Source organism: Picosynechococcus sp. PCC 11901, from assembly GCF_005577135.1.
Taxonomy (GTDB): domain Bacteria; phylum Cyanobacteriota; class Cyanobacteriia; order Cyanobacteriales; family MRBY01; genus MRBY01.
The window spans coordinates 1,213,186-1,235,495 of record NZ_CP040360.1; the positions used below are offsets into that span (position 1 = coordinate 1,213,186).

25 protein-coding genes are annotated in these 22,310 nt (G+C 50.4%); 11 read left to right on the forward strand and 14 right to left on the reverse strand.

Going from position 1 to position 22,310, the window contains the following annotated elements; translation table 11 throughout:
* Window positions 1-241 precede the first annotated feature (241 nt).
* Window positions 242-499: a DUF6761 family protein gene (locus tag FEK30_RS06800; RefSeq protein WP_012306174.1), complete on the forward strand. Its 258-nt coding sequence runs from the start codon at window positions 242-244 to the stop codon at window positions 497-499.
* 44 nt (window positions 500-543) lie between these two features.
* Here the strand turns inward: FEK30_RS06800 and FEK30_RS06805 are convergent, their stop codons facing one another.
* The 4 genes from FEK30_RS06805 to pyrF form a co-directional block, all read right to left on the reverse strand.
* Window positions 544-879: a hypothetical protein gene (locus FEK30_RS06805; RefSeq protein WP_138072529.1), complete on the reverse strand. Its 336-nt coding sequence runs from the start codon at window positions 877-879 to the stop codon at window positions 544-546.
* A 119-nt stretch (window positions 880-998) separates the two neighbouring features.
* Window positions 999-1,328: a Grx4 family monothiol glutaredoxin gene (gene grxD / locus FEK30_RS06810; protein ID WP_012306176.1), complete on the reverse strand. Its 330-nt coding sequence runs from the start codon at window positions 1,326-1,328 to the stop codon at window positions 999-1,001.
* A gap of 60 nt (window positions 1,329-1,388) precedes the next feature.
* Window positions 1,389-1,649 (reverse strand): BolA family protein, encoded by a 261-nt coding sequence (locus FEK30_RS06815; RefSeq protein ID WP_012306177.1) that lies wholly within the window; start codon window positions 1,647-1,649, stop codon window positions 1,389-1,391.
* 96 nt (window positions 1,650-1,745) lie between these two features.
* The gene (gene pyrF, locus FEK30_RS06820; protein WP_138072531.1) at window positions 1,746-2,435 is read right to left on the reverse strand and encodes an orotidine-5'-phosphate decarboxylase; all 690 of its coding nucleotides are present in this window, start codon (window positions 2,433-2,435) and stop codon (window positions 1,746-1,748) included.
* A 202-nt stretch (window positions 2,436-2,637) separates the two neighbouring features.
* On the opposite strand from pyrF, the gene chlG reads away from it, so the two are divergent.
* The 4 genes from chlG (at window position 2,638) to FEK30_RS06840 (ending at window position 7,288) form a co-directional block, all read left to right on the forward strand.
* Window positions 2,638-3,639, forward strand: a complete 1,002-nt coding sequence (chlG, locus tag FEK30_RS06825) for a chlorophyll synthase ChlG (protein WP_041443765.1) — start codon at window positions 2,638-2,640, stop codon at window positions 3,637-3,639.
* Window positions 3,640-3,886: 247 nt separating this feature from the next.
* On the forward strand, window positions 3,887-4,576 hold the full coding sequence (locus tag FEK30_RS06830; RefSeq protein ID WP_138072533.1) for a PHP domain-containing protein: 690 nt from the start codon (window positions 3,887-3,889) through the stop codon (window positions 4,574-4,576).
* A gap of 243 nt (window positions 4,577-4,819) precedes the next feature.
* Window positions 4,820-6,289, forward strand: a complete 1,470-nt coding sequence (purF, locus tag FEK30_RS06835; protein ID WP_138072535.1) for an amidophosphoribosyltransferase — start codon at window positions 4,820-4,822, stop codon at window positions 6,287-6,289.
* A gap of 42 nt (window positions 6,290-6,331) precedes the next feature.
* Window positions 6,332-7,288 (forward strand): M48 family metallopeptidase, encoded by a 957-nt coding sequence (locus tag FEK30_RS06840; protein ID WP_138072537.1) that lies wholly within the window; start codon window positions 6,332-6,334, stop codon window positions 7,286-7,288.
* A gap of 86 nt (window positions 7,289-7,374) precedes the next feature.
* Here the strand turns inward: FEK30_RS06840 and mtnC are convergent, their stop codons facing one another.
* From mtnC to FEK30_RS06855, 3 genes are read right to left on the reverse strand one after another with little or no spacing between them, the layout of a single operon-like run.
* Window positions 7,375-8,061, reverse strand: coding sequence for an acireductone synthase (gene mtnC / locus FEK30_RS06845; protein WP_138072539.1), 687 nt, complete (start codon window positions 8,059-8,061; stop codon window positions 7,375-7,377).
* Window positions 8,058-8,588, reverse strand: coding sequence for a 1,2-dihydroxy-3-keto-5-methylthiopentene dioxygenase (locus FEK30_RS06850; protein ID WP_138072541.1), 531 nt, complete (start codon window positions 8,586-8,588; stop codon window positions 8,058-8,060). Before FEK30_RS06850 ends, mtnC begins: the two co-directional genes overlap by 4 nt.
* Window positions 8,585-9,223, reverse strand: a complete 639-nt coding sequence (locus tag FEK30_RS06855; protein WP_138072543.1) for a methylthioribulose 1-phosphate dehydratase — start codon at window positions 9,221-9,223, stop codon at window positions 8,585-8,587. Before FEK30_RS06855 ends, FEK30_RS06850 begins: the two co-directional genes overlap by 4 nt.
* A gap of 300 nt (window positions 9,224-9,523) precedes the next feature.
* Between FEK30_RS06855 and FEK30_RS06860 the strand changes: the two genes are divergently transcribed.
* Window positions 9,524-9,844: a hypothetical protein gene (locus tag FEK30_RS06860; RefSeq protein ID WP_012306186.1), complete on the forward strand. Its 321-nt coding sequence runs from the start codon at window positions 9,524-9,526 to the stop codon at window positions 9,842-9,844.
* Window positions 9,845-9,964: 120 nt separating this feature from the next.
* On the opposite strand, the gene FEK30_RS06865 is transcribed toward FEK30_RS06860, so the two are convergent.
* The 4 genes from FEK30_RS06865 to FEK30_RS06880 all read right to left on the reverse strand — a co-directional run bounded on the left by FEK30_RS06865 (window position 9,965) and on the right by FEK30_RS06880 (window position 15,177).
* Complete coding sequence (locus tag FEK30_RS06865) at window positions 9,965-10,429, reverse strand: ATP-binding protein (protein WP_012306187.1); 465 nt, start codon at window positions 10,427-10,429, stop codon at window positions 9,965-9,967.
* 169 nt (window positions 10,430-10,598) lie between these two features.
* The gene (gene rlmD / locus FEK30_RS06870; RefSeq protein WP_138072545.1) at window positions 10,599-11,957 is read right to left on the reverse strand and encodes a 23S rRNA (uracil(1939)-C(5))-methyltransferase RlmD; all 1,359 of its coding nucleotides are present in this window, start codon (window positions 11,955-11,957) and stop codon (window positions 10,599-10,601) included.
* Window positions 11,958-12,026: 69 nt separating this feature from the next.
* On the reverse strand, window positions 12,027-12,614 hold the full coding sequence (locus FEK30_RS06875) for a peroxiredoxin (protein ID WP_030005827.1): 588 nt from the start codon (window positions 12,612-12,614) through the stop codon (window positions 12,027-12,029).
* A gap of 79 nt (window positions 12,615-12,693) precedes the next feature.
* Window positions 12,694-15,177 carry an ArnT family glycosyltransferase gene (locus FEK30_RS06880; RefSeq protein WP_138072551.1) on the reverse strand — a complete coding sequence of 828 codons (2,484 nt, stop codon included), beginning with the start codon at window positions 15,175-15,177 and terminating at the stop codon, window positions 12,694-12,696.
* A 181-nt stretch (window positions 15,178-15,358) separates the two neighbouring features.
* On the opposite strand from FEK30_RS06880, the gene ndhL reads away from it, so the two are divergent.
* The 3 genes from ndhL to trpA all read left to right on the forward strand — a co-directional run bounded on the left by ndhL (window position 15,359) and on the right by trpA (window position 16,829).
* Window positions 15,359-15,592, forward strand: coding sequence for an NAD(P)H-quinone oxidoreductase subunit L (ndhL, locus tag FEK30_RS06885; RefSeq protein ID WP_030005829.1), 234 nt, complete (start codon window positions 15,359-15,361; stop codon window positions 15,590-15,592).
* A 51-nt stretch (window positions 15,593-15,643) separates the two neighbouring features.
* Complete coding sequence (locus FEK30_RS06890) at window positions 15,644-15,964, forward strand: DUF3007 family protein (RefSeq protein WP_030005830.1); 321 nt, start codon at window positions 15,644-15,646, stop codon at window positions 15,962-15,964.
* A 70-nt stretch (window positions 15,965-16,034) separates the two neighbouring features.
* Window positions 16,035-16,829: a tryptophan synthase subunit alpha gene (gene trpA / locus FEK30_RS06895; protein WP_012306193.1), complete on the forward strand. Its 795-nt coding sequence runs from the start codon at window positions 16,035-16,037 to the stop codon at window positions 16,827-16,829.
* Between the two features lie 34 nt (window positions 16,830-16,863).
* Here trpA and FEK30_RS06900 read toward each other — a convergent pair whose 3' ends face one another.
* The 3 genes from FEK30_RS06900 to FEK30_RS06910 all read right to left on the reverse strand — a co-directional run bounded on the left by FEK30_RS06900 (window position 16,864) and on the right by FEK30_RS06910 (window position 21,254).
* On the reverse strand, window positions 16,864-19,509 hold the full coding sequence (locus tag FEK30_RS06900) for a chloride channel protein (protein ID WP_138072560.1): 2,646 nt from the start codon (window positions 19,507-19,509) through the stop codon (window positions 16,864-16,866).
* A 202-nt stretch (window positions 19,510-19,711) separates the two neighbouring features.
* Window positions 19,712-20,701, reverse strand: a complete 990-nt coding sequence (locus FEK30_RS06905) for a vitamin K epoxide reductase family protein (protein WP_138072562.1) — start codon at window positions 20,699-20,701, stop codon at window positions 19,712-19,714.
* A 40-nt stretch (window positions 20,702-20,741) separates the two neighbouring features.
* Window positions 20,742-21,254, reverse strand: a complete 513-nt coding sequence (locus tag FEK30_RS06910; protein WP_138072564.1) for a MogA/MoaB family molybdenum cofactor biosynthesis protein — start codon at window positions 21,252-21,254, stop codon at window positions 20,742-20,744.
* Window positions 21,255-21,314: 60 nt separating this feature from the next.
* On the opposite strand from FEK30_RS06910, the gene FEK30_RS06915 reads away from it, so the two are divergent.
* Together FEK30_RS06915 and FEK30_RS06920 are read left to right on the forward strand one after the other, a co-directional pair.
* Window positions 21,315-21,797 carry a flavin reductase family protein gene (locus FEK30_RS06915; RefSeq protein WP_030005834.1) on the forward strand — a complete coding sequence of 161 codons (483 nt, stop codon included), beginning with the start codon at window positions 21,315-21,317 and terminating at the stop codon, window positions 21,795-21,797.
* A gap of 65 nt (window positions 21,798-21,862) precedes the next feature.
* A complete protein-coding gene (locus tag FEK30_RS06920) occupies window positions 21,863-22,213 on the forward strand; it encodes a phenylpyruvate tautomerase MIF-related protein (RefSeq protein WP_065715962.1) in 351 nt (116 codons plus the stop codon).
* The last annotated feature ends 97 nt before the right edge of the window (window positions 22,214-22,310 follow it).

Sequence of the window (22,310 nt, forward strand, 5' to 3'; positions counted from 1 at the left end):
TTTTATTTTTTTGTTGGTAAAACTTAATATTGCTTTAAGAAAAATTATCGGCAATTAGGGTATTTGCAGGGGATTTTTGTTGTTGCACGAAGAGCCGAGATCTCCTTTAAAAGGGAAAAAAATCAGCGCCAATTCACAAAAATCGCTAAAATAGGGCCAAGAGAAACAGGTATCAGGTGACACGATAACCGTTTCCCTCTGTACCCAGACTCATCTACTGTTTTTTTAATCTTCCGTGACTATGCTCCAAGACAGTCTCACCATCCGCTACTATCAACGCTTAACGGACGCCATGGTAGAACTGTGGCGCAGAGGCAACCGCTATGAAGATATTCGTCAATACATGGACGGTTATATTGCCTGTCTTCACCACACGGGAGCCCTTGAAGTGTATAAGATTCACCGCTTAGAAGAAGAGGTTTTTCGTTTTCTGCGGGATCCATCCAATTTTGAGATGGCCTACCCCCAAACTCAAACGGAAACAGATTTCTATTACTAAGGCTGCCGTCGGGGCAAGGGAATTTTGTCCCTGGGGCGTTGTTTTTACCAGGGAGCATCGACAATGGAAGCAGATTGTAGGGTCACGGCCTGACCGGCAAGGCGTTCAACCGTTGCTTCAAGGTGATCCTCCCCAACCACTTCACTCTGGAAATCCCGAAGACTTTCTAGGCCAGGATACTCATCAAGCAGCTCTTCTCGTAATTCGTAGCCACTGACTCGAAAAAGCCAGGGAACCCTATCAAAGTTGGGATGCTTGGTAGGTATACTTTTGACACCAGAAACGGTGATGTAACGGCGGTGACCGGCACGTAGCGGGGGGAGCTCGGCAGCAAGCTTCTCCCCTCGTAGTAGGCGCTTATAGAGATCGGGGCTAAGCATAACCTGGGGATTTTTGGCCTATCTGAGACGGCCAGAATGTAGGGAAACAGCCTCTGACTTCACAGGTATATGGCGCTGTTTCCCAAAGTTATTTTTTCGTTTTCGAACAGGCGATCGCCCTAGGACGCGAGGGCGACCTCAAGCATCTCATGGAGTTCCTTCGAGTTGTAAAGCTCGATCATGATGTCGGAACCACCAACAAATTCTCCATTGACATAGACCTGGGGAATCGTCGGCCAGTTGGAATATTCTTTAATGCCTTGGCGCACATCGTAGTCTTCTAGGACATCAAAGGTCTGATATTCAACGCCGAGACTGTTAAAAATTTGCACAACGTTGTTAGAAAAGCCACATTGGGGCATTAGCTTACTGCCCTTCATGAACACAAAAATTTTGCTGCTGTTGACCAATTGATCAATTTTTTCGCGGGTTTCAGGGGTTAAAGACATCTATTTTTCCTCATAGTATGGGTTGACAAGGGTTCAGGAAAACATTGTTTCCCCGACCGTTTAAGTGGGTTGACCCACTTCTGCCCATTTCTCCGGGGTGAAAGTCCGCAGGGCTAAAGCATGGATCGCTTCAGAGGCTAAATCCTCCTTGAGGGCAGCATAGACCATTTGGTGTTGGCGTACCCGGGATTGACCTGCAAAGTCGGGGGAAACGACGATGGCCTCTAGGTGATCGCCGCCACCGGTGAGATCTTTCACGAACACTTGGGCTCCGGAAAGATGGGTTTCAATGGAGGTTTTGACTGCCGATAAGCTAACCATAGGTAATTAGTGTGAAATCAATCCTAAATGTAAGCAGGAATACTTAAGCCATTGTATCTTTAGTCTTCCGTCTCTGGATTTGCTGGGGTGAATGATTTAGGCGATCGCCAACTCTGCTTGAATTTTCTGCCAAGCCGCTTGGGGATCTGCGGCCTGGGTGATCGGTCGGCCAATGACGAGGTGATTTGCCCCCTGTTGGATTGCCGCCTGGGGAGTCATGACCCGCTGTTGATCCCCTGATTGAGCCCAGGTGGGCCGTACCCCTGGACAAACCAAGGTGAAATTTTGACCGCAACATTGCCGCAGCATCGCCACTTCCTGGGGAGAACACACCGCCCCATCTAACCCAGCGCCTTGGGCCAGGTTGGCCATGTGTTGGGCAAAGGCATCGAGGGGCAGATCCACTTGCAAATCGTCCCGCAACTGGTCTGGACTAATGCTGGTGAGGACGGTAATCGCAATCAGTTTAGTCGGAGAATCTCCGAGGGCTTCTTTGGCAGCCGTTAAGGCGATCGCCCCGGCAGCACCGTGGATAGTCAGCAGATCGACCCCATAGGCCCGTGCCGAACGGCAGGCACCAGCAACGGTATTGGGAATGTCGTGGAATTTGAGATCAAGAAAAATGCGTTTGCCCTGGTCTTTGAGATAGCGCAAAATATCCGGCCCAGTGGCGACAAATAACTCTAGGCCCACTTTCCAGAAAGTGACCTCCGGTAAGCTCTCGACTAAGGCGATCGCCGCAGGGAGATCCGGCACATCCAGGGGCACAATCACAGTATCTTGCATCAGTTATTGCTTGCGTAAATTTCATTAGAGACGGTCATGTTCAGCATAACGGTGTTTTGAGCTTTTTGAGCCAAGGCTCACCCATTGGCAAAATCCCACCGGGGACTAGGTTAAAATAAACCCCTTGCGGCGTAATATGCCCAATGACGAGTGGTTTTCCTTTACGCTCTTTTTCTGTACAAAATATTCCAATCCAGACGCCATGACAGAAACGCCTAATCCAGACACAAAACCAGCCACAGCCCCAGAGGAACAGGGTTCTAAAGCTCGCCAACTCCTCGGCATGAAAGGCGCCGCTGGGGGGGAAACCTCCATCTGGAAAATTCGCCTGCAATTAATGAAACCCATCACCTGGATTCCGCTGATCTGGGGGGTCGTTTGCGGGGCAGCATCCTCCGGTGGCTATGTGTGGGGAGTCGAAGATTTTCTCAAGGCCATGACCTGTATGTTGTTGTCAGGGCCTTTACTCACGGGCTATACCCAAACCCTCAATGATTTCTATGACCGGGAAATTGATGCGATCAATGAACCCTACCGCCCCATTCCTTCAGGGGCTATTTCCGTACCCCAGGTGGTGACGCAAATTCTTGTGCTCCTGGGTTCTGGCATCGGTTTGAGCTATCTCCTTGATCTTTGGGCTGGCCATGATTTCCCCGTGATGTTGGTTTTAACGGTGGTGGGCTGCTTCATTGCTTACATTTATTCTGCGCCGCCGCTGAAGCTGAAACAAAATGGTTGGCTTGGGAACTATGCCTTGGGAGCGAGTTATATTGCGCTACCTTGGTGGGCTGGCCACGCGCTGTTTGGGACGTTGACGCCGACGGTGATGGTGGTGACCTTGATCTATAGTTTTGCGGGTCTAGGGATTGCTGTTGTAAATGATTTCAAGAGCGTCGAAGGCGATCGCCAACTGGGTTTAAAATCTCTCCCGGTCATGTTTGGAGTCGGAACTGCAGCTTGGATTTGTGTGCTGATGATTGATATTTTTCAGGTGGGCATTGCGGGTTACCTGGTCAGTATCCACGAACAGTTATATGCCACGATTCTCTTGCTGCTTGTGATTCCCCAAATTACCTTCCAAGATATGTATTTCCTGCGGGATCCCCTGAAAAATGATGTGAAATACCAAGCCAGTGCCCAGCCTTTTTTGGTGTTGGGGATGCTGGTGGCAGGCCTTGCGATGGGTCATGCGGGGATTTCCTAAGCTTAATTTTCTCGGCTTCACCTGGCTCTTGTTTGCTTGAATTTTCGGCAATGCGGATCGGGTTCTTTCTCTCCGGGTCATTGAGGACGCGGGGAGATTTTTTTATGGTGCTGCCCAAGGGCAAAAATCTTTGCTATCTTGTTTGTAACAATTTGCAATATCTAATCTTTTTTTCAGGTTTTCTTTACCCTTTTATTACCATCCCGCTCGCCCTTTAAATCTGCGATCGCCAAAGATCGCCTTCGCCATGACTTCTACTTTGTCTGTTCCAAGTGCGGCTCAAGATTTGCAAGCGCTCGAAAAGGCTTGGCGCAGTCTAACGGCAACCAGTTGCCCCAATCAATACAACTTCCACATGCATTCGGTCTGTTCCGATGGTCAGCTCACCCCAGCAGAAATTGTTGACCAGGCGATCGCCATCGGTCTAAAAGGCTTTGCGATCACTGACCACCACACGCTCCAAGGTTACCAACAGGCCCAAGGCTACCTCAGCCGACAGCAGAACGAGACGACACGACCCTTGCCCCACCTCTGGACGGGCATCGAAATTAACGGCATCCTCCTTGACACCACAGTACATATCCTTGCCTATGGGTTTAACCCCGATCACAGTGCGATCGCCCCTTACTTTAACCGGGAAATTCCGGAAGGCGATCGCGCCGCAGCAGCAGTGATTATTGACGCGATCCATGCCGCTGGAGGGTTAGCTGTTCTGGCGCATCCCGCCCGTTATCGTCGTCCTGCCACGGAGTTAATCCCGGCAGCAGCATCCCTTAACATTGATGGTGTAGAAGCCTATTACGCCTACGACAACCCAAAACCCTGGGTGCCTAGCCAAAAACATACCCCGGTGGTGGCTGCCCTTGGCCATCGGCACAATCTATGGCTCACCTGCGGCACAGATACCCATGGTCGCAGCCTCCAACAACGACTTTAGGGATCACTGCGAAACTTTGATCCCCGCATAGCAAAATTCTGGCCTAAAATAAACTTACCCAAGGAATATTTTCCTCCTTTGCCCCCATTAATCATGCCGCGACCCTTAAAACGAGATTAAGTGGGGTTAAAGCCTTTGTGGATTTTGTCCCTCAAGGCATTCATTGACGTGGTATTGTAGCCATCGTAACCGCTGAATTTCCTTACTCTTTTTCACCCACTAACTAGGAGTGCAACCTGTAGGATGACTGTCCCTCAAACTGTCTATGCCAACGATCTTCCCGACAAACCCAAGGAATACTGTGGTGTTTTCGGCATCTATGCCCCAACGGAAGAAGTGGCAAAACTGGCATATTTCGGACTCTTCGCGCTCCAACATCGGGGGCAAGAATCCGCAGGGATCGCGACCTTTGACGGTACGCAAATGCACGTGCACAAAGGTATGGGCCTTGTTTCCCAAGTCTTTAGCGAAGAAAAACTGCAGGAACTGCCTGGGGTTTGGGCTGTGGGCCACAACCGCTACTCCACAACTGGCTCTAGCCATAAGTGCAATGCCCAGCCTGCCCTTGAAGAAACTCGCCTGGGGACTTTGGCCCTCGCCCACAACGGCAACCTGGTGAACACCATCGAGCTGAAGGATAAGTTGTTGTCCCTTGCCGATGGTCTAGATTTTCAGACGACCACAGACTCAGAAATGATCGCTAAGGCGATCGCCATCTATGTCGATCAGGGAAAGGATTGGACTGAAGCGGCGATCGCAGCCTTTAATCTCTGCTCCGGTGCCTATAGCTTAGTCATCGGCACCCCGGACGGCATTATTGGTGCGCGGGATCCCCAGGGGGTTCGTCCCCTTGTCATTGGGACTCTCACCGAGGGAGATGGCAGCACCCGTTATGTTCTGGCTTCTGAAACCTGTGCCCTCGACATCATTGGTGCGGACTATCTGCGGGACGTCGAACCAGGCGAAATGGTCTGGATTACCGAATCTGGCCTAACTGCCCAGCAGTGGTCTGAAAAACCAGACCGAAAGCTCTGCGTTTTCGAGATGATCTACTTTGCCCGTCCCGATAGCATTGTCCACGACGAAACTCTCTTTAGTTACCGTCTCCGCCTGGGGGCGCAACTGGCCAAAGAATCCAACATTGAAGCCGATCTCGTCATGGGGGTTCCTGACTCTGGCATTCCCGCCGCCATTGGTTTTTCCCGTGCCTCTGGGATTCCCTTTGGGGAAGGACTCATTAAAAACCGCTACGTAGGCCGTACCTTTATTCAACCGACCCAGCACATGCGGGAAGTAGGGATCCGCATGAAGCTCAACCCCCTAAAAGATGTCCTCCAAGGTAAACGAATTATCATCGTGGACGACTCCATTGTGCGCGGCACTACCAGCCGTAAAATTGTCCGGGCACTCCGGCAAGCTGGGGCCGCCGAAGTCCATATGTGCATTTCTTCGCCCCCTGTGACCCATCCCTGTTTCTACGGCATCGACACCGACAGCCAAGATCAACTGATTGCCGCAACAAAGACCTTGGCTGAAATCGAAAAACAAATTGAAGTTGATTCCCTCACCTACCTTAGCAAAGAGGGCATGCTGGATGTCACCAACGAACGCACTTCTAGTTTCTGTACTGCCTGCTTCGATGGTCACTATCCCATTGAAATTCCGGACGCGATCAAGTCATCTAAGCTAATGTTAGAAAAAGCCACTGTCTAGCAAAGCCGTTCCCATGGATTGAGAGCGGTAAAGGAAGTATTAATGCCGACCTATCCCGGAATTTCTAGCGAAGCCTTTCGTCATCCCCTCGATCGCCAAGCGGAAGAAGCCCTCCGTAATCTGCCCGGTTTTAAGCTGTTGGCCAGTCGTTTTGTGGAATATATCTACGAACGACCCCAGCAGGTTTTTTTAATGGGCAACAATATCAAAGCTGGCCCCCGTCAGTATTCAACCCTGTACGGCATGTTTCGGGAATGTGTCCATGATTTGGATATTTCCCCAGAGCCGACCCTTTATGTCAACCAAAATCCGATGGTGAATAGCTATGCCCTCGGCCATGATCATCCTTACATTGTGGTGAATACGGGGTTAATGGATTTACTTGATGAAACAGAGTTACGGACGGTAATGGCCCACGAGTTGGGCCACATAAAATGCGACCATACGATCTTGATCCAAATGGCAATGTGGGCCATGGGGGCAGCTTCTTTCCTGGGAGAAATCACCCTTGGCCTCGGTAATGTCATCACCACAGGGTTACTTTACGCTTTTTATGAATGGCGGCGGAAGGCAGAACTTTCGGCGGATCGGGCCGCTCTCCTGGTGATGGATGATCTCAACCCCATTTTGCATACCATGATGAAGCTCGCCGGCGGTAGTACGAAATACGGCCACGAAATGAGTTTGACTGAGTTTACCCAACAGTCCCAGGATTACGATGAACTTGATCAGGATCAATTGAACCAGATTTATAAGTTTTTGATCTATAACGGCGGTAATGGAACATTTTTAAGCCATCCTTTCCCGGTGGAACGCTTGAGTTTTATCAAGACCTGGGAAGCTTCTGAGGAATATCAACGGATTAAGCAGGGTCATTATGCCCAAGCGGGCGCTGGTTCAGTAGACGTGAATGCCGAAGATGAGAGTGATCTAGACAGTTTGCGTCGCCAAATTGAAGAGCTCAAAGCAGAAATCAAAAAGGCCAAAGGAGCCGAATAAATCCCGTGGGGGATAAAAGATTGGAGGGGTATGGCTAGGGCTGAGGTTAGAATTGCGATGTTGAGCGATGCCAGCAATGCACCCCCTTAATGCAGGCTTGTAATTGCCCCAAAGTCCGTAACTTGCTGATGGGTCGGAGAAGCAGTTGTTCCGGGGCGGACGAGTTGCCATGCTTGGTATCCGGCTTGGATCGCGGCGTCTAATTCGGCAGGGACATCCGATAGAAACAGGATTGCCTCAGGGGGCAGTTGCACAGTCTGGGCGATCGCCTGATATGATTGCACATCTCGTTTTTGGCCGACCTTGAGATCAAAGAAGTAATTGAAGTAGCCCGTGAGGTCGCCGTAGTCAGAGTAGCCGAACAGGAGTTTTTGGGCCTTAACCGAGCCAGAGGAATAGATCCCCAACTGGATGCCTTCTTTTTGCCACTCTTTTAGTTTGGGCAATACATCTGGATAAACATGGCCCCGAAAATCGCCGTTTTTGTAACCCTCTTCCCACAAAAATCCTTGCATTGCTTTCAAGGGAGGAACTTTGCGGTCTTCTACTGACCATTGGTGTAATGTGGCGATCGCCCCAGTTTGATCGAGAGATATTCCGGTTTTGGCAAGAATTAAATCTTGCACTTGCTTGAGGATTGCCGCAATTTCTGGTTCCTCGGCCCGGCTGGCAATGCTTTGGATATTGTCCCGAAAGTAAGGAAACAACACATCAAACACAAAACTCACGGAGGTGGTTGTGCCCTCGATGTCCATCAAGACAAACTGAATCATAGGGTGATGGCGCGGTATTGTTGTTCAACTTGGGAGCCGGTGTAGTGGGGCGTCCAGCCTGCGGTATCCGAGAAAATACGAATGGCTTTCACATTGGGCACTGGCCCCGCATCAAACCAGTGCTTAGTACCTTGGGGGACAGATATTAAATCGCCCGCTTCGCAACAAACATTAAACACGGCGGTACCGTCGAGGTTAAACCAAAATAAACCCTGACCCGCGACAAAAAAGCGCACTTCGTCTTCGGAGTGGGTATGTTCTGCGAGAAATTTTTCGCGGATCGCTTGGTAGTTTTCAATGCCACTGTGGATATTCACCACATCGGCGCTTTGGTAACCATTGGCCGCCATGAAAGGATCTAGCACATCGGCATAGGCGGCGAGAATTTCTGCTTGGGACGCCTCCTGGGTTAATTGGGCAGGCGTTTCCCATTGCTCAAACCAAATACCATGGCTTTTTAAAAAATCTTTGATCGTCGTGGTGTCGGTCAGGGTTTGTTTCGATTCGGTCTGATATAACGTCGTCATCGGGCAGCCAAGGGGGGCGTGATTTTCAATTGCTCAAGCTCGCATTCTAACATGAACTCCCAAACCTCTAGATGACGCTTGGCGATCGCCATGGTTTCTCCCCAGGCATAAAGGCCATGTTTTGCGATCAAAAAGCCGTAATTGCTTAACTCTTCTTGTCGCTGGGCGAGTTGTTGACAAAATGATTTCATGTCTTGGTCATTGGCGAAAATCGGTAAGGCGATCGCCGTTTCGTGGGTGGTTTGACCCGCAATCCCCTTAATTACCTCGTAGCCGCTAAAAGTAACAGCCTGTTTCGCCGCAAATATCCCAGACAACAACGTTGCCGCCACTGAATGGGTATGCAACACACAGGTAATTCCCGGAAAGTTTTGATAAATAAAGCAGTGAATTAAAGTTTCTGCCGAAGGCTTAATTCCTTCATCGGGGGGCAGCGGCAAACCCATTGTATCTACCGCAATAAAATCCTCCGGTTGAAATTGAGATTTATCAACGCCACTGCGGGAGACAAAAATAACTTGATCTTCGTCCAAAAATGAATAATTCGTTGAAGTGGCCGGTGATTTTCCCTGGGTATGGAGTTGTCGTATCACAGCACATAGCCTTTCTTTTTGGGTCTGGTTCTCTAAAGACATTTGGGCACAAATAAAGCAGAAAAAATAAAAGCAAATCTTAATATTTTACTGATTGATGTCATGGTTAGCGCAACATTTCTAGCGACAACTGGGACTTTATCTTTTTACGGGAAATTTTCAGCCAAAACACCATTGCAGATAAGTGTTTTTACTCAACTTTTAGTTGCTTTCTTTGTTAATTGATGTTGCAACTTTGACCATTCATTCTCATAAATCGTTTACAACCAGAACATGATGCTGACTACAATCAGTCATCTTTGGCTAAAAACAAAAATAAAAATTAAAAATTAATTATTGATGATGGATAACGAAATTAAAAAATACCGCATGGTTTGCACCCTAACCTTTGGCGATATTTATGGGCAAATTATTGTTTGGCTGATTGTCATCTTTCTGAGTCTTGCGACTACCCTCGCCCTTTGGAGTGCAACCCGGCAAGTTTATGCCCTGGCCACCGTTGCCCTTGTTGTTGTCTTATCTTTGCCCTTTCTCTTATTTGCCTTTGTGACAACGCTACTCAATCACATTGAATTCGTGCCCATGGGCGAATCCGAATCTTCTAAAACCTTCCCAAGCCGTCGTACGCCCCCTTCCTCTACTAATCCGGCAACGGCAAGCTAGGGATGAATTACGGAAGTGATGGCCCAGCCAGAGATAACAGTCAAATAGCCCCATAAAACAGGGGCGCTAGTGGTTGCACTAGAGAAATCTGGAAAAATTCTGAGGACTTTCTGGGGCCGCTTAATGGATTGACGGTGCAGAGTCTAGGGAGATCACCGGGGCGCTACTGAAGCGTTTACTTAGGCGTAATTGATTACCGGCGGCGTTCCAGTGAATTTGGTCGAAAATTTGATAAAGCAAACAGAGGCCACGGCCACATTCATCTTCTTCAGGGGGGAGGAGATCATCATTTAATTGACAACATTGAGCCTGACGGTCAAAGCCTTGACCCTCATCGGTAATAATCCATGAGCATTGTTCTGCCCCCATGTAGAAGTGAACAATGACTTTTTTGCTGGGATCTAGTCGATTACCATGTTTGGCCGCATTAATTAGTGCTTCCTGGAGACCGAGTTGAACTTCGTAGCGCCAGTCACTGGGGATACGGTCTAGGAGAAGGTCGAGAATCGGGACTAAGTAGAGGGTAGAGGCAAAACTGAGGGTCGTCCAATGGGATTTTAGCGGCGGCAATGAAATCGCGATCACAGTTAATGCTCCTTTGGGGATGTGCGCAGGGATGAATGGGGAAAACTGGGCTCAGTGGGGTAGCTTATGGCATAAACCCAAAAAGTAGTGGTCACAACATAGTTTGTTTGCCTGTAGGGAATCCCGAACGATCTTGTCGTGGTTTCTGCCTTGTATTATACAAAAAATTTTAGGTTTCCACGAAATTCAAGAGAACGGCGCATTCGACATGGGGCGTTTGGGGAAAGAAGTCGGCGGGCTGCACCCACTGAATTTGGTACTGTTGGGTGGCACAAAGGTGTTTGAGGTCGCGGGCGAGGGTTGCAGGATTACAACTGATATAGACAATTTGCTTGGGTTTGCTGTGAAGGAGAGCATCGAGCACTTGGCGATCGCAGCCTTTACGGGGGGGATCAAGGAGCACGATATCAGCGGTGACATCCAGACTAGGTAGAATTGACTCCACGGTGCCAGCGTAGAATTCCACATTATGGATATCGTTGTGGTGGGCATTTTCCCAGGCCTGCTGGATCGAGCTTGCTTGAACTTCGATGCCGATCGCCTGCTGGACTTTTTTCGCTAGGGGCAGGGTGAAGGTTCCCACACCACAGTAGGCATCGACGAGGATTTCTTCGCCCGTAAAGGTAAGCTGTTGAGTAATTGCCGTAAGGAGGGCTTCGGCGGCGCTGGTGTTGACTTGGAAAAAGGTTTCAGGCCGGAGCTTGAGGGTTAGTCCCGCAAAAATTTCTTCGAGGTAGGGACGACCGGCGATCGCCTTTGTGGTATCACCCCAGATAAGGTTGCCTTTTTTCGGGTTTTCGTTCAAACAAACTCCCACGAGACCGGGATATTCTTCGAGCCAGGTTTCAGCTTGGGTTTCTAGGTTCACCAGATCAGCACTGGTGGAAATTAGCGTCAACAGCATTTCCCCGGTGCGCTGGCCAATGCGGAGGGCGAGGTGGCGTAATTTGCCCTGGTGTTTGGTTTCGTTGTAGATCGACCAGCCTTGGTTTTGGATGTCAATTTTGACATTTTCCAGGAGGGGATTGAGGCGCGAATCCTGTACTGGGCATTGGTTGAGGTTGATCAGTTGGTGGCTGCCTTTGCGGTAATACCCGGCTTGCACATTGCCCATACTGCTGGAACGACCCAGGGGATAAGTGGCCTTATTGCGATAACTCAATGGCCCGTCACCACTCAGGATTGGCTGAATGTCGAGATCCTGGAAACCACCAATGCGCTGGAGGGCCTGTTGAATTTCGTTGGTTTTGACCTGCTGTTGTAGAGAATCTTCTACCTGGAGCCACTGACAACCACCGCATTTGTCCGCCACGATGCAGGGGGGACGCCGCCGTTCTGGGGCTGGTTTTAAAACTTTTTGCAGTTGACCGATGGCGTATTGTCGCTTGAGACGGACGATCCGCACCTGGAGGCGATCGCCTGGCACCGTATCCGGCACAAACACAACTTGATCCCCATGGCGACCGACCCCAGCCCCCTGGCTATTAAGGTCATGGATGGAGAGTTCAATCAGATCGCCTTGGTGCATGGTGCTAAGTTCGCTTTCAAAGTGCCTTCACACTTTAGCCTTTCTTGCGGTCAATCCGGCAGTTTTTCCCTAGAGGGTCGAGAAATAAGCCTGGGCTTCGCTTGGGTTTGGCACCATAGTGCGATCGCCCACTTGCCAATCGACGGGACAAACTTCATTGTGATTAGTCTGGACGTGCTGAATCGCTTGGAGTACCCGCAGGGTTTCGTCAAGGCTGCGGCCAAAGGAAAAATTATTCACGGTGATGTGTTGGATCATTCCTTCCGGGTCAATGATAAAAAGTCCCCGGAGAGCGATCCCCGCTTCCGGTTCGAGGACGCCGTAGGCCGTGCTAATGGTTTTGTTTAAATCAGACACCAGGGGAAAGGCTAAATCGCCCACGCCACCCATTTTGCGGTCTGTTTGGATCCAGGCTAAATGTGCAAATTCACTATCTACAGAAACACCCAATACTTCTGTATTGAGTTTTTGAAATTCCCCGTGGCGATCGCTAAAGGCTCCTACTTCTGTTGGACAGACAAAAGTGAAATCGAGCGGGTAGAAAAACAACACCACATATTGCCCCCGATAGTCGGACAACTTAATGGTTTTGAACTCTTGATCAATGACGGCGGTAGCGGTAAAGTCCGGTGCCAATTGTCCCACTTGTGCGGCCATGGTTATCGTGTTCCAACGCAAAATCTTTCCCCAAGGTATCACACTGCTATTTTGCGTCCCGAAAACCAGTGAAAATGGATTACAAAACGCCCTGGGCCTTGAGGGTTTGCACCACTGACCAGGCTTTGAAGAGTTTCCCCTGGAGGAGCGCCGCCACCCCGGCGATCGCCTGAATTTCTGGGACATCCCCTAGCTTGTCTAAAACTGGCGTAATGGCCAATTCCGCCTGTCTGGGTTCCCAACGGTACAGATGCACAAAAGCAATGTAAGCATTCACCCAGGGATCATCTGGGGTCAGTGTTTGCAGTTCGGTCAGGGTCTCGATGGTGGCCTGAGATTCCTCTTGGAGAGCATGGGCAAGGATTTTGGCCCAGTACCAATCCCGCAGTTGGGGACGGTTTGTTGCGTTGGCTGGCGTTTGTGTGAGGCGATAGGCAAGGCTATCTTCCACTTGCTGTAAATAATCCTGGACTGGATCGTACTGATTGAGCCGCTCCACGTGGGCAAATAATGGCTCTAAACCCGCAATGCCTCCACCAAGTTGGGGCGCAATTTTCCGCAATTGGGTCAGCCAATCTAAGGCCACTAATTGCGTTGGTGTTAAGGCTTCACCTGTGGCCGACAAAATTCCTACAGTGACTGTCGGTTGGTTCAAGGGGCGAGCTTCCCCAGTAGCCGGATCGAGATACTGAACCGCCAAAGTGTAACGGCCCGCTGGTAAATCTGCTGGCGGTAGAGTGGCGGTGCGTTCAATAATTTCGAGGCGATCGCCTTTATTTTCTGAATCTTCCCGCAGCATCCCGAAGGCCAACTGATGATCCTGGATCCAAAACTGTTCGCCGTTCGACCAGGTGAGTAACGCCATACCCTTGGTTAAATCCTGCCGATTTCCCGACCAAGTGTAGGTAATCGGAAGAGGCTGGCCGGCGATCGCCTCTGGTGCGACGGCCACATTTTTTAATGCCACAGGACTTTGAGTGGTATCAGCAGCTTCGACAGAAACCAAAGGTTGGCGACGGTGATAGAGCTTTAGCTGATCTTGATCCGGCAGTGGCCAACTCCCCTGGAGCAGAAACTCAGAATCAGTATCTAAACTCGCCGCGAGGGCCAACTGATCCGCGTTGCGGTGGGGGTCCTCTCCTGTTTTCGTGAGGAACCAATCAAAGGACTCTTTGTCTTGAGCCAACTGTTCTGGAGTACTCCCTAAATTCCGCCCATACACCTGAAAATCCCGTAGAGCACCATAGTAGTTAAGTGTGTGATTATTGGCGATCGCCACCCCAGGGATCACCCCCAAGTTACTTCTCAAATCTGGAGTTTCCTGAATAATTTCCTGAATAATTTCTGGGTGGGGATAGGTCTGCCGATCTGGATAATTAGGATTTGATACCAGTCCCGCAATGACTGGCAAAGGAAACAATTGGATCAGCCAAACAGTTGCAGCTAAACCCACGGTTCCCCAACGCACTGGTTGCCACTTACCGCGCCACTGGGTCAGGCCATACCCTAAGAAAACCGCCACAATTGGTAGATAGGGCATGATATAGCGGGTATCTTTGTTATAGAAACCAGAAAAAATCAGATAAGACGCCCCAAAATAAATGCCAAGCCAAATCAAACTTTCTTTTTCAGGCAGAGCATAAACAGTCTTGCGAGAAGGCAGTTTTTTGGCCAGATGCAGAATCACCCCCACAATGGGTGGCAACAAGAGAACCCAAGAAACCGCACTGGGGAGATCTTTCCAGTAATAGATCCAAGCGGCAAGGGTATTTAATTTGGGATCGCCTTCGGCGGCAGGGGCAATGTCATTAACGACTTCAAAGAGGCTAAAAATGTAAATAAAGTTCGTGCTATACCAGCCTAACCAGACAGGGAAAGAGGTCATGCCGCTAACTACAAGTTGCAGCAACTTTTCCCACTGCTTATTTCTAAAGTTGATGACAAGCGCCCAACAGAGAGGGACAAAGAGAAAAAATAGACAACTCTGTTTAGTCAGCATGGCCAGCCCTAGGCAAAAACCAAAGGCGATCGCCCAACCCCATTGAACGTTTCTTTTTTCAGCGAAATACCAATGGGTTAAACAAGTAAAACTCGCAACCGTCGTCACCACCAAGGTGTAATCGGTAATGTAATGGAGCCGGAACACAAAAATCCGGGGCATCAGCAGGGTGATTGCGGCGGCGTAACAACCTACATTTGGGTTAAACAGTCGTTTTCCCAGGCTAAAAACGGCCCAAATCAGCACTCCTGTTAACAAGAGATTCATTAACAAAGCCTGATCATTTCCCTGTCCAAAAAGCATTTGAAAAGGGGCCGCAAGAATGTAGGGGAACGGCGGATATTTCGTTGAGACCTGCCAAAACTCCTGCCAGCCAGGAAAGTGGCGGATATTTTCGACAAAATTTAAACTGCCTGTAAGGTGATTCGATTGATCCCAGGCTGGCACCGTATTATCCAGATTCAACCACAGGCGATCGCCGAGATTAATTCCCAGCCACAACCCCAATAAAACTAACCCAGTCTTCCAAGGCGCTCTGGGTGATTTTGCGACCTGATCCTGCAATGTTAAAACTCCCCTGATGGATTTAGCCTAGCTGCAATGTATCGGAAAAAATCCCTCAAGGTAAAGCTTCTCGTTATCCTTGCCATAGACAAAAATAATTTCTCAAATCACCACACCTTGCTTGACCCTTGGGGCACTAGGATAAAATAATCCCCAAGCAAATCATCACCACAACAAACCCATGCCCTTTGATATTCCCGTTGAAACCCTCCTTGTTGCCACCCTCTATCTCAGCCTCAGCGTGACCTATCTGCTTGTTTTGCCTGCTGGTCTCTATTTTTATCTCAATAACCGTTGGTATGTCGCCAGTTCCATCGAGCGACTTGTGATGTATTTCTTCGTTTTCTTTTTGTTCCCTGGGATGCTACTCCTAAGCCCTTTCCTGAATTTCCGCCCCCGTCGTCGCGAAGTCTAAGGCTTTGCCAAATGAATTCTCCCATCCTTGCCAACTTCTCCCCCTAAAACCATGCGACGCATTGATATCTTGGCCATCAGTTTCGGTATTTTCATCGTTGGTGGGCTGCTCTATGGTGGCCTCAAAGTTGCGGGCCTCGAAAGTTTAGATGCAGGGATCTGGTCCCAGGCGTTGCTGGTAATTGTGGTGTTTGTCTGGGTGGGAACCTATCTGTTTCGGGTAGGAACCCGCAATATGACCTTTCATCAACAGCGGCGAGATTACGAAGAAGCAGCCCTGCAGCGGCGCTTAGATGAGATGAGCCCCGAAGAATTAGCCCAACTCCAGGCAGAACTCGAAGCAACGGAAGATCAAACTTCGCCAAAAAAGTAACGGCAATCTTTACCGAAGGGGGAGTTGGGGACGTACAATAACCCCTTGTGTGTTTTTATCGAACAAAATCATGACCTCTGTTTCTGAACGTTTCCGATCCCTCAAGCAGGCGGGCCAATGTGCGCTGATTCCCTTCATTACAGCGGGTGACCCAGATTTAGAAACGACAGAACAGGCCCTCAAAATTTTAGACGCAGCCGGGGCTGATTTTATTGAACTCGGCGTCCCCTATTCTGATCCCCTCGCCGATGGGCCGACAATCCAAGCGGCGGCAACCAGGGCCTTGAGCCGGGGCGTCACCCTTGAGCAAGTTTTAGCGATCGTGCAACGAGTCCATGGGCAATTAACAGCACCGATTATTTTATTCACCTATTACAATCCGATTTTTTATCGGGGCATTGATGCTTTTATGGCCCAAGTGGCAGCGGCGGGAGTCAAAGGTTTGGTGATCCCGGATCTGCCCCTAGAGGAATCCCAGATGGTACTAGATGCGGCAACGAGCCATGGTCTTGATTTGATTTTATTGGTCGCGCCCACCAGTCCAACGGAACGGATCGAGGCGATCGCCAAAGCCTCCCAGGGTTTCATTTACCTCGTGAGTGTGACAGGGGTCACGGGGGCGAGAACCTCTGTGGCCAGCCGTGTCGGGGAACTGTTGCCGAAGTTACGTCAAGTGACCGATAAGCCCATCGGGGTTGGTTTCGGGGTTTCGGATCCAGCCCAGGCAAGACAGCTAAAAGAATGGGGCGCGGATGGCGTCATCGTCGGCAGTGCGGTGGTCAAACGCCTCGCAACTGGAACGCCCGCCGAAGGTTTAGCGGCAGTCAAAGAATTTTGTGAGTCCCTCAAGGAAGCGATCGCCTAACGATTGGCCTGTTGTAGATCGAGAAAATGAAAGATCATTCGGGGTCAGTGATGTCTAAGGCCCCCCGAATAATTACCACTGTGCGGTTTGTCCCCTTGGCGATCGCCTCCGGAATATTTCCATGGAGCGCCTTTTGGAATAAGCTTTCTCGGCTAGCTCCCAGAATCACCAGATCGTAGGTTTCTTCTTTGATTAAGCGGATTAAACTGTCAGCAATGTGGGACGAGCGAATAGGTAGGGGAATAATGGGAATTTCGACCAGGGGATCCAAGCCTCGCTTGGCCTTGACGAGCAGCGGAAAATGTTGGGGGCGTTGTTGGGGTTGATAGACCTGACAGAGGCAAATTTGGGACGGCAGGGAATAGCGCACCACCTCTGGGGACAGGTGCAATAGTGCCGGGATGAATTCCTGGGCGCGTTCGGCGTTGGGGCCACCCGCAATGGGAACGAGGGCGCGGATCTTGCCTGGTTGAGCCTTAAACTGGAGGGGATGGGCGTGGCTCGTTTTCACCAAAATCACATCGCAGGGCACTTTTTTCACGAGATATTCCATTACACTCCCGAAGAGTTGCCCCCCTGGGTGGCGATCGCCTTGCCAACCCAAGATTAATCCCTGATCTTTGCTCGAAATTTCCTGGAGAATGGCCCCGGCCACATCGTAGGCGAGGATCACCTGGGTGTGGATTGAGATCCCCAATGTCTCCCCAAGGCGTTCCAGTTTTTCCATCAGATGCCGTTCTGGATAGGTATTCATGTGGGCATCGGTGAGGGGATAGGTTGCTGCCACCTGCACCACATTCAGGCAATAGACCATGGCATTTTTTTCCTTGGCAATGGCCGCCGCGAAGGTGATGAGGGCTTCGGCGGTATTGGGATTGGCGATCGCCACCCAGAGTTTGCGCTTGTAATTGTCGCTGGTGTGGGTTTGATAAACGCAATAGGACGGCGTGCGCTGTACCGCATGGTGACTTTTCCCAAGGAGTTCCTGGGCTTCGGCGCGAATAATATCTGACCGGGTGATAATGCCCTGGAGCTGATCATTATCGACGACAGGTAGGCGGGAAATTTGATAACGATTGAGCAGGTACAAAACATCACTAAGGGAAGCCCGGGGAGAGACCGTAATCACCTTGCGTTGCATCACCTGGGCCACCGTTAAATTCTTTCCCTGGGCCGCCATTTGGGCCAGATCCCCTTGGGTGACAATGCCGACGAGCTTGCCTTGTTTTAAAACCGGAAAACCCCGGTGGGGCGATTCAGACAGGATGGGGACTAAATCCTTTAAGTTGAGGTGGCTTTCCAGGGTTTCTACTTCCGGTTGCATCACCTGAGCGGCGGTGAGATCCGTTAACACCTGGGGATTTTTTTCCTCCTCTAGGTGAATGCCGCTGGCCTCCAGGAGATATTCGTAGATCGAACCTTTAAAAATGCTTTCGGCCACGATGAGCGCTGTCACCGAAGCCAGCATTAAGGGGAGGACTAAATTAAAATCTGTTGTCAGCTCAAAGACAATTACAATCGCAGTCACCGGCACCCGCGCTACCCCCGTAAAGAAGGCCCCCATCCCCGCAAGGGCGTAGGTATATTGGGTCGCCTCTGGCACAAAGATCTCGGCACAGGTACCCACCAAATAACCGAGGGCCGTGCCTAAAACGAGGGTCGGTGCAAATAGTCCCCCCGGTGCGCCGGAGCCATAGGCAATCAAGCTTAGGAAAAAATGGGCGACAAAGGCGATCGCAATTACCTGCCAGCCCGCATCCCCCGTAAGCAAAAAATCCCGTAGCCCCGCATTGTCCCGGAAAAAAGGCGGCAAAAACGCGACCACCGTGCCCGAAATCGCTCCGGCGATCGCCATCCGCACCCCCAAACTCAAACGGAGACGACGATTAAACCCCAAAACCGTTAAGATACCGCGATTGAATAAAGCCCCCAAAACCCCTGCCAAGCCCCCCAACAGCAAATACCAGGGGATTTCTGCCAGATAAAAATTACTTTGATTCGCCGCGTTTAATAGCTCTGCGGGCAAATTCAGATCCGAAGTGCCAAACCAGCGGGAGACCACCGCGCCCGTAAAGGAAGCAACAATTGCTGTTTCTAAAGTCAGCCCTGACATGTCCCGCATCAGTTCTTCGACCACGAACAGTACCCCAGCAATGGGGGTATTAAATCCCGCCGCTAAACCCGCCGCTGCTCCGGCTGCAATCATCTGTCGTCGGTGGTTTGGGGTTGTCGGCAGCCATTGACTGAGTTGAGCTGCGAGAGCCGCACCGATATGGACACTGGGGCCGCGCCGTCCGAGGGTCAGTCCACCACCTAGAACCAAAATCGTGCCAATGGATTTAGCCAAGGCCACTTTCCAATTTAGCGGCAGGGGAAATTGGGCCAGGACAACCTTGACCTGGGGGACGCCGCCCCCCTTGGCTTCTGGGGCAAAGGTCTCTAGGAGATAGCCCGCCAACCAGCCGCAAACCACCCCAAATAGAGGCAGGATTAACCAGGCGCCGTATTGACGACTCAGGATGACCCGATATCCCCCCACGAAACCAATGCCTTGTTTGAGGAAAAGGGCCGCCAAACCGGAGATGACACCAATGAGGCAGGCTTCGATTAATAAATAGTTATTGTTTAAGCTGTGCTGGCCTAAGGATCGAAAAATCCACCAATTTCGCACAGAAGCCATGGCGATCGCCCGTAAGATGCTTCACAAGATTTAGAAACGCTGGTTTCAGCTTTCCCCTAGCAGATTAGCACGATCTTTCCCTGGGCCTTTCAGGAAAATTTTTGGCAAGTTTTAGCCCAATCGTTGACAAAAAAACCTGACCTTGACAGATCAGGTAGTGCATTTTAGGGATGTAAAAGCCGATGGGTAATGCACTCACTCCTTAACGGGGCAAGGCATATTTAAAATCAGTGGAACCCTGGTAGCCAGAAAGCTCTGCCAGGCGTTGCAGCGATTGGGTGCCAGCATAACGTTCCCCATTAATCTCCCAGGTGGGGAATCCTTCTAGCCCAGCGGCGGCACAAACATCAGGCTGGCCATTTTCTCCTTCGGGGGCGCATTCAATGTAGGGTACTTTGGCAAAGGCTTCTTTTCCGAACAACTGTTTTTGGTCGTAGCAGTGGGGACACCAGTAAGCGCCATATTCTTTCGCCCCAATTTCTGTGAGGTGTTCGGCTAGGGCAATTTCTGCGGGGCCAGAGGTGGTGGTGATTTCCCAGCCTGTGGGCGGTTCGGGGGCGCGGTTGGGGACTTGGGTAATAATTTCTTGGCCCTGGTCATTGAGCACCGGGACGCTACCTTGAATATCGCGTTCAATGCTGTTGTATAAACCGAGGGTGCCGAGGGCGGTAATGATCGCCACCACAAAAATCGTCAGGAATACTTCACCCCAATCGTCCCAAAAGCGACCAAAGAGGGTTAACAGCAGAAAACTCGCGGCAAAGGTGGCCGAGGTAATGCAGTAGAGACAAACGCCGCCAATTTTCGCAAAGAGAATGTACATCAGGTAGGCACTAAACAGGCTCATGGCGGTGGCACCAATGAGGAGAAAGAGCCATGTCCAATCTTCGTATTTGTTCCGCAGTTTTTTGTTGTCTTCGGGATTAATCGCCAGGGGCACTAGGGAAAAACCGGCCATGGCGAGATAGGCGATCGCCCCAAACAGTGACAAGGGCAAGCCAAAGACAAAGGCGTAGGGACTAGAGAGTACATCACTACAGCTCGCTGCTGCTTCTGTACCACAGGCCACCTCTGCCCCGAACAGTTTGGAGATCGTCAGGTAACTGGTGAGCAAAAAGCCAATGATGGCGATCGCCCCGATAATAGGGCGGGACCACTGATGGATCCAGGGTTGAGAACGTCGGCGTACCATAGCGCGTCAAAAAAATTCCAAGCAATAAATTGTCTACATCTTAAACCTGCGGGGCGGCGGGTTGCAGTTGGCTGACTAAATGGCGCAGTTCCGGCAAAATGAGTTTTTCCATGGCTAATCGCGCCGCCCCAGTCGATCCGGGTAGGGAAAATAAAATCATCCCCCGATAGGTGCCTGCCACTGCCCGGGAGGCGATCGCCCGAGAGCCAATTTCCTCGTAACTCAAGGCCCGGAAAATTTCCCCAAACCCCGGCAAGGTTTTTTCTAAATGTTTGGCTAGCATATCGTAGGTGTTGTCCCGGTGGGCGATACCGGTGCCGCCATTGAAAATTAAGGCTTCCAAATTCGCGTGGGCGAGGTGCTCTAAACGGTGGGCGATCGCCTCTGGATCATCTTTAATCACCTCATAATCCCCGATTTCATGGCCTGCGGCGGTGAGTAATGCTTGAATTAACTGGCCGCTTTTATCTGTTTCTGGCGATCGCGTATCGCTGACAGTGATAACCCCACAACGGACGACACGCGCAGCAGGATCAGGATGAGGTTGCAGCATGATCAGCAAAGATGATTAACAATGGTTGTGACAACAAACCCCTACAGGAGAAGTTAAAAAATGCTAGACGAACAGGCCAAAAAAACAATGCTCCTCCACATTCCCCACGCATTATATATCTGCGGTGTGCGGGATGGTGATGAGATGAATGGCTTTACTGCCAGTTGGGTGATGCAAGGTTCCTTTAAGCCCCCCCTCGTGGTCAATTGTGTCCGCTCCGATTCTGGTTCCCACGCCATGCTCAAAAAAACCGGCGTCTTTTCCCTGAGTTTCCTCGACGACTCCCAGAAAGATATGGCCGCCAATTTCTTCAAACCCAAACGTCGGGTCGGCAACAAATTTGAAGATGTGGAATTTTACGAAGGGGCCGAAACTGGCTGCCCCGTGATTAAAGATTCCCTTGGTTATGTGGAATGTAAAGTGGTCGGGGCCGTTGAACAGGGCGATCACACGGTCTTTGTGGGCGAAGTGATCGGCGCTGGCGTACACCGGGAAGGCAAAATTCTTGACCTAGAGAGCACGGGTTGGAGTTACGGCGGCTAAAAGTAAGGCTCTATTTTGCCGAAAACCGACCTAGTCTTTTAACAAAATTTTCCTGATTTAAAACGATGCCTCTGATTAAAGTTCAAACATCTTTACCGCCCGCTTCCCAGGGGGATGTAGAAGCCCTTTTGCTCAATTTGTCCCGCAAACTCGCGGCGCACCTCGGCAAGCCAGAATCCTATGTGATGACCGCTTTTGAGGCCGGGATTCCCATGACCTTTGGCGGGTCGATTGATCCGGCTTGTTATGTGGAGATCAAAAGTGTGGGCACCATGGGCGATCGCACCCGCACCATGAGTGAAGACTTCTGTAATGAAATTCACCAGAGTCTTGGTGTTGCCAAAAACCGTATCTACATTGAGTTTGCCGATGCCAAAGGCAGTATGTGGGGCTGGAATGGTTCGACTTTCGGTTAACCGTAGCCGATGACCAAAGCGATTCAATTAAGTTTGGGTTTATCTTGACAAACGCCAACTAATCCCAAGGAGCTGCCGCATCTATAATTTGGGGCGG

What these genes read in the sequence shown, in the direction of transcription:
- FEK30_RS06800 (WP_012306174.1), top strand. Translation starts at nt 242, where the DNA reads ATGCTCCAAGACAGTCTCACCATCCGCTACTATCAACGCTTAACGGAC.
- FEK30_RS06805 (WP_138072529.1), bottom strand. Translation starts at nt 879, where the DNA reads ATGCTTAGCCCCGATCTCTATAAGCGCCTACTACGAGGGGAGAAGCTT.
- grxD (WP_012306176.1), bottom strand. Translation starts at nt 1,328, where the DNA reads ATGTCTTTAACCCCTGAAACCCGCGAAAAAATTGATCAATTGGTCAAC.
- FEK30_RS06815 (WP_012306177.1), bottom strand. Translation starts at nt 1,649, where the DNA reads ATGGTTAGCTTATCGGCAGTCAAAACCTCCATTGAAACCCATCTTTCC.
- pyrF (WP_138072531.1), bottom strand. Translation starts at nt 2,435, where the DNA reads ATGCAAGATACTGTGATTGTGCCCCTGGATGTGCCGGATCTCCCTGCG.
- chlG (WP_041443765.1), top strand. Translation starts at nt 2,638, where the DNA reads ATGACAGAAACGCCTAATCCAGACACAAAACCAGCCACAGCCCCAGAG.
- FEK30_RS06830 (WP_138072533.1), top strand. Translation starts at nt 3,887, where the DNA reads ATGACTTCTACTTTGTCTGTTCCAAGTGCGGCTCAAGATTTGCAAGCG.
- purF (WP_138072535.1), top strand. Translation starts at nt 4,820, where the DNA reads ATGACTGTCCCTCAAACTGTCTATGCCAACGATCTTCCCGACAAACCC.
- FEK30_RS06840 (WP_138072537.1), top strand. Translation starts at nt 6,332, where the DNA reads ATGCCGACCTATCCCGGAATTTCTAGCGAAGCCTTTCGTCATCCCCTC.
- mtnC (WP_138072539.1), bottom strand. Translation starts at nt 8,061, where the DNA reads ATGATTCAGTTTGTCTTGATGGACATCGAGGGCACAACCACCTCCGTG.
- FEK30_RS06850 (WP_138072541.1), bottom strand. Translation starts at nt 8,588, where the DNA reads ATGACGACGTTATATCAGACCGAATCGAAACAAACCCTGACCGACACC.
- FEK30_RS06855 (WP_138072543.1), bottom strand. Translation starts at nt 9,223, where the DNA reads ATGTCTTTAGAGAACCAGACCCAAAAAGAAAGGCTATGTGCTGTGATA.
- FEK30_RS06860 (WP_012306186.1), top strand. Translation starts at nt 9,524, where the DNA reads ATGGATAACGAAATTAAAAAATACCGCATGGTTTGCACCCTAACCTTT.
- rlmD (WP_138072545.1), bottom strand. Translation starts at nt 11,957, where the DNA reads ATGCACCAAGGCGATCTGATTGAACTCTCCATCCATGACCTTAATAGC.
- FEK30_RS06875 (WP_030005827.1), bottom strand. Translation starts at nt 12,614, where the DNA reads ATGGCCGCACAAGTGGGACAATTGGCACCGGACTTTACCGCTACCGCC.
- ndhL (WP_030005829.1), top strand. Translation starts at nt 15,359, where the DNA reads ATGCCCTTTGATATTCCCGTTGAAACCCTCCTTGTTGCCACCCTCTAT.
- FEK30_RS06890 (WP_030005830.1), top strand. Translation starts at nt 15,644, where the DNA reads ATGCGACGCATTGATATCTTGGCCATCAGTTTCGGTATTTTCATCGTT.
- trpA (WP_012306193.1), top strand. Translation starts at nt 16,035, where the DNA reads ATGACCTCTGTTTCTGAACGTTTCCGATCCCTCAAGCAGGCGGGCCAA.
- FEK30_RS06900 (WP_138072560.1), bottom strand. Translation starts at nt 19,509, where the DNA reads ATGGCTTCTGTGCGAAATTGGTGGATTTTTCGATCCTTAGGCCAGCAC.
- FEK30_RS06905 (WP_138072562.1), bottom strand. Translation starts at nt 20,701, where the DNA reads ATGGTACGCCGACGTTCTCAACCCTGGATCCATCAGTGGTCCCGCCCT.
- FEK30_RS06910 (WP_138072564.1), bottom strand. Translation starts at nt 21,254, where the DNA reads ATGCTGCAACCTCATCCTGATCCTGCTGCGCGTGTCGTCCGTTGTGGG.
- FEK30_RS06915 (WP_030005834.1), top strand. Translation starts at nt 21,315, where the DNA reads ATGCTAGACGAACAGGCCAAAAAAACAATGCTCCTCCACATTCCCCAC.
- FEK30_RS06920 (WP_065715962.1), top strand. Translation starts at nt 21,863, where the DNA reads ATGCCTCTGATTAAAGTTCAAACATCTTTACCGCCCGCTTCCCAGGGG.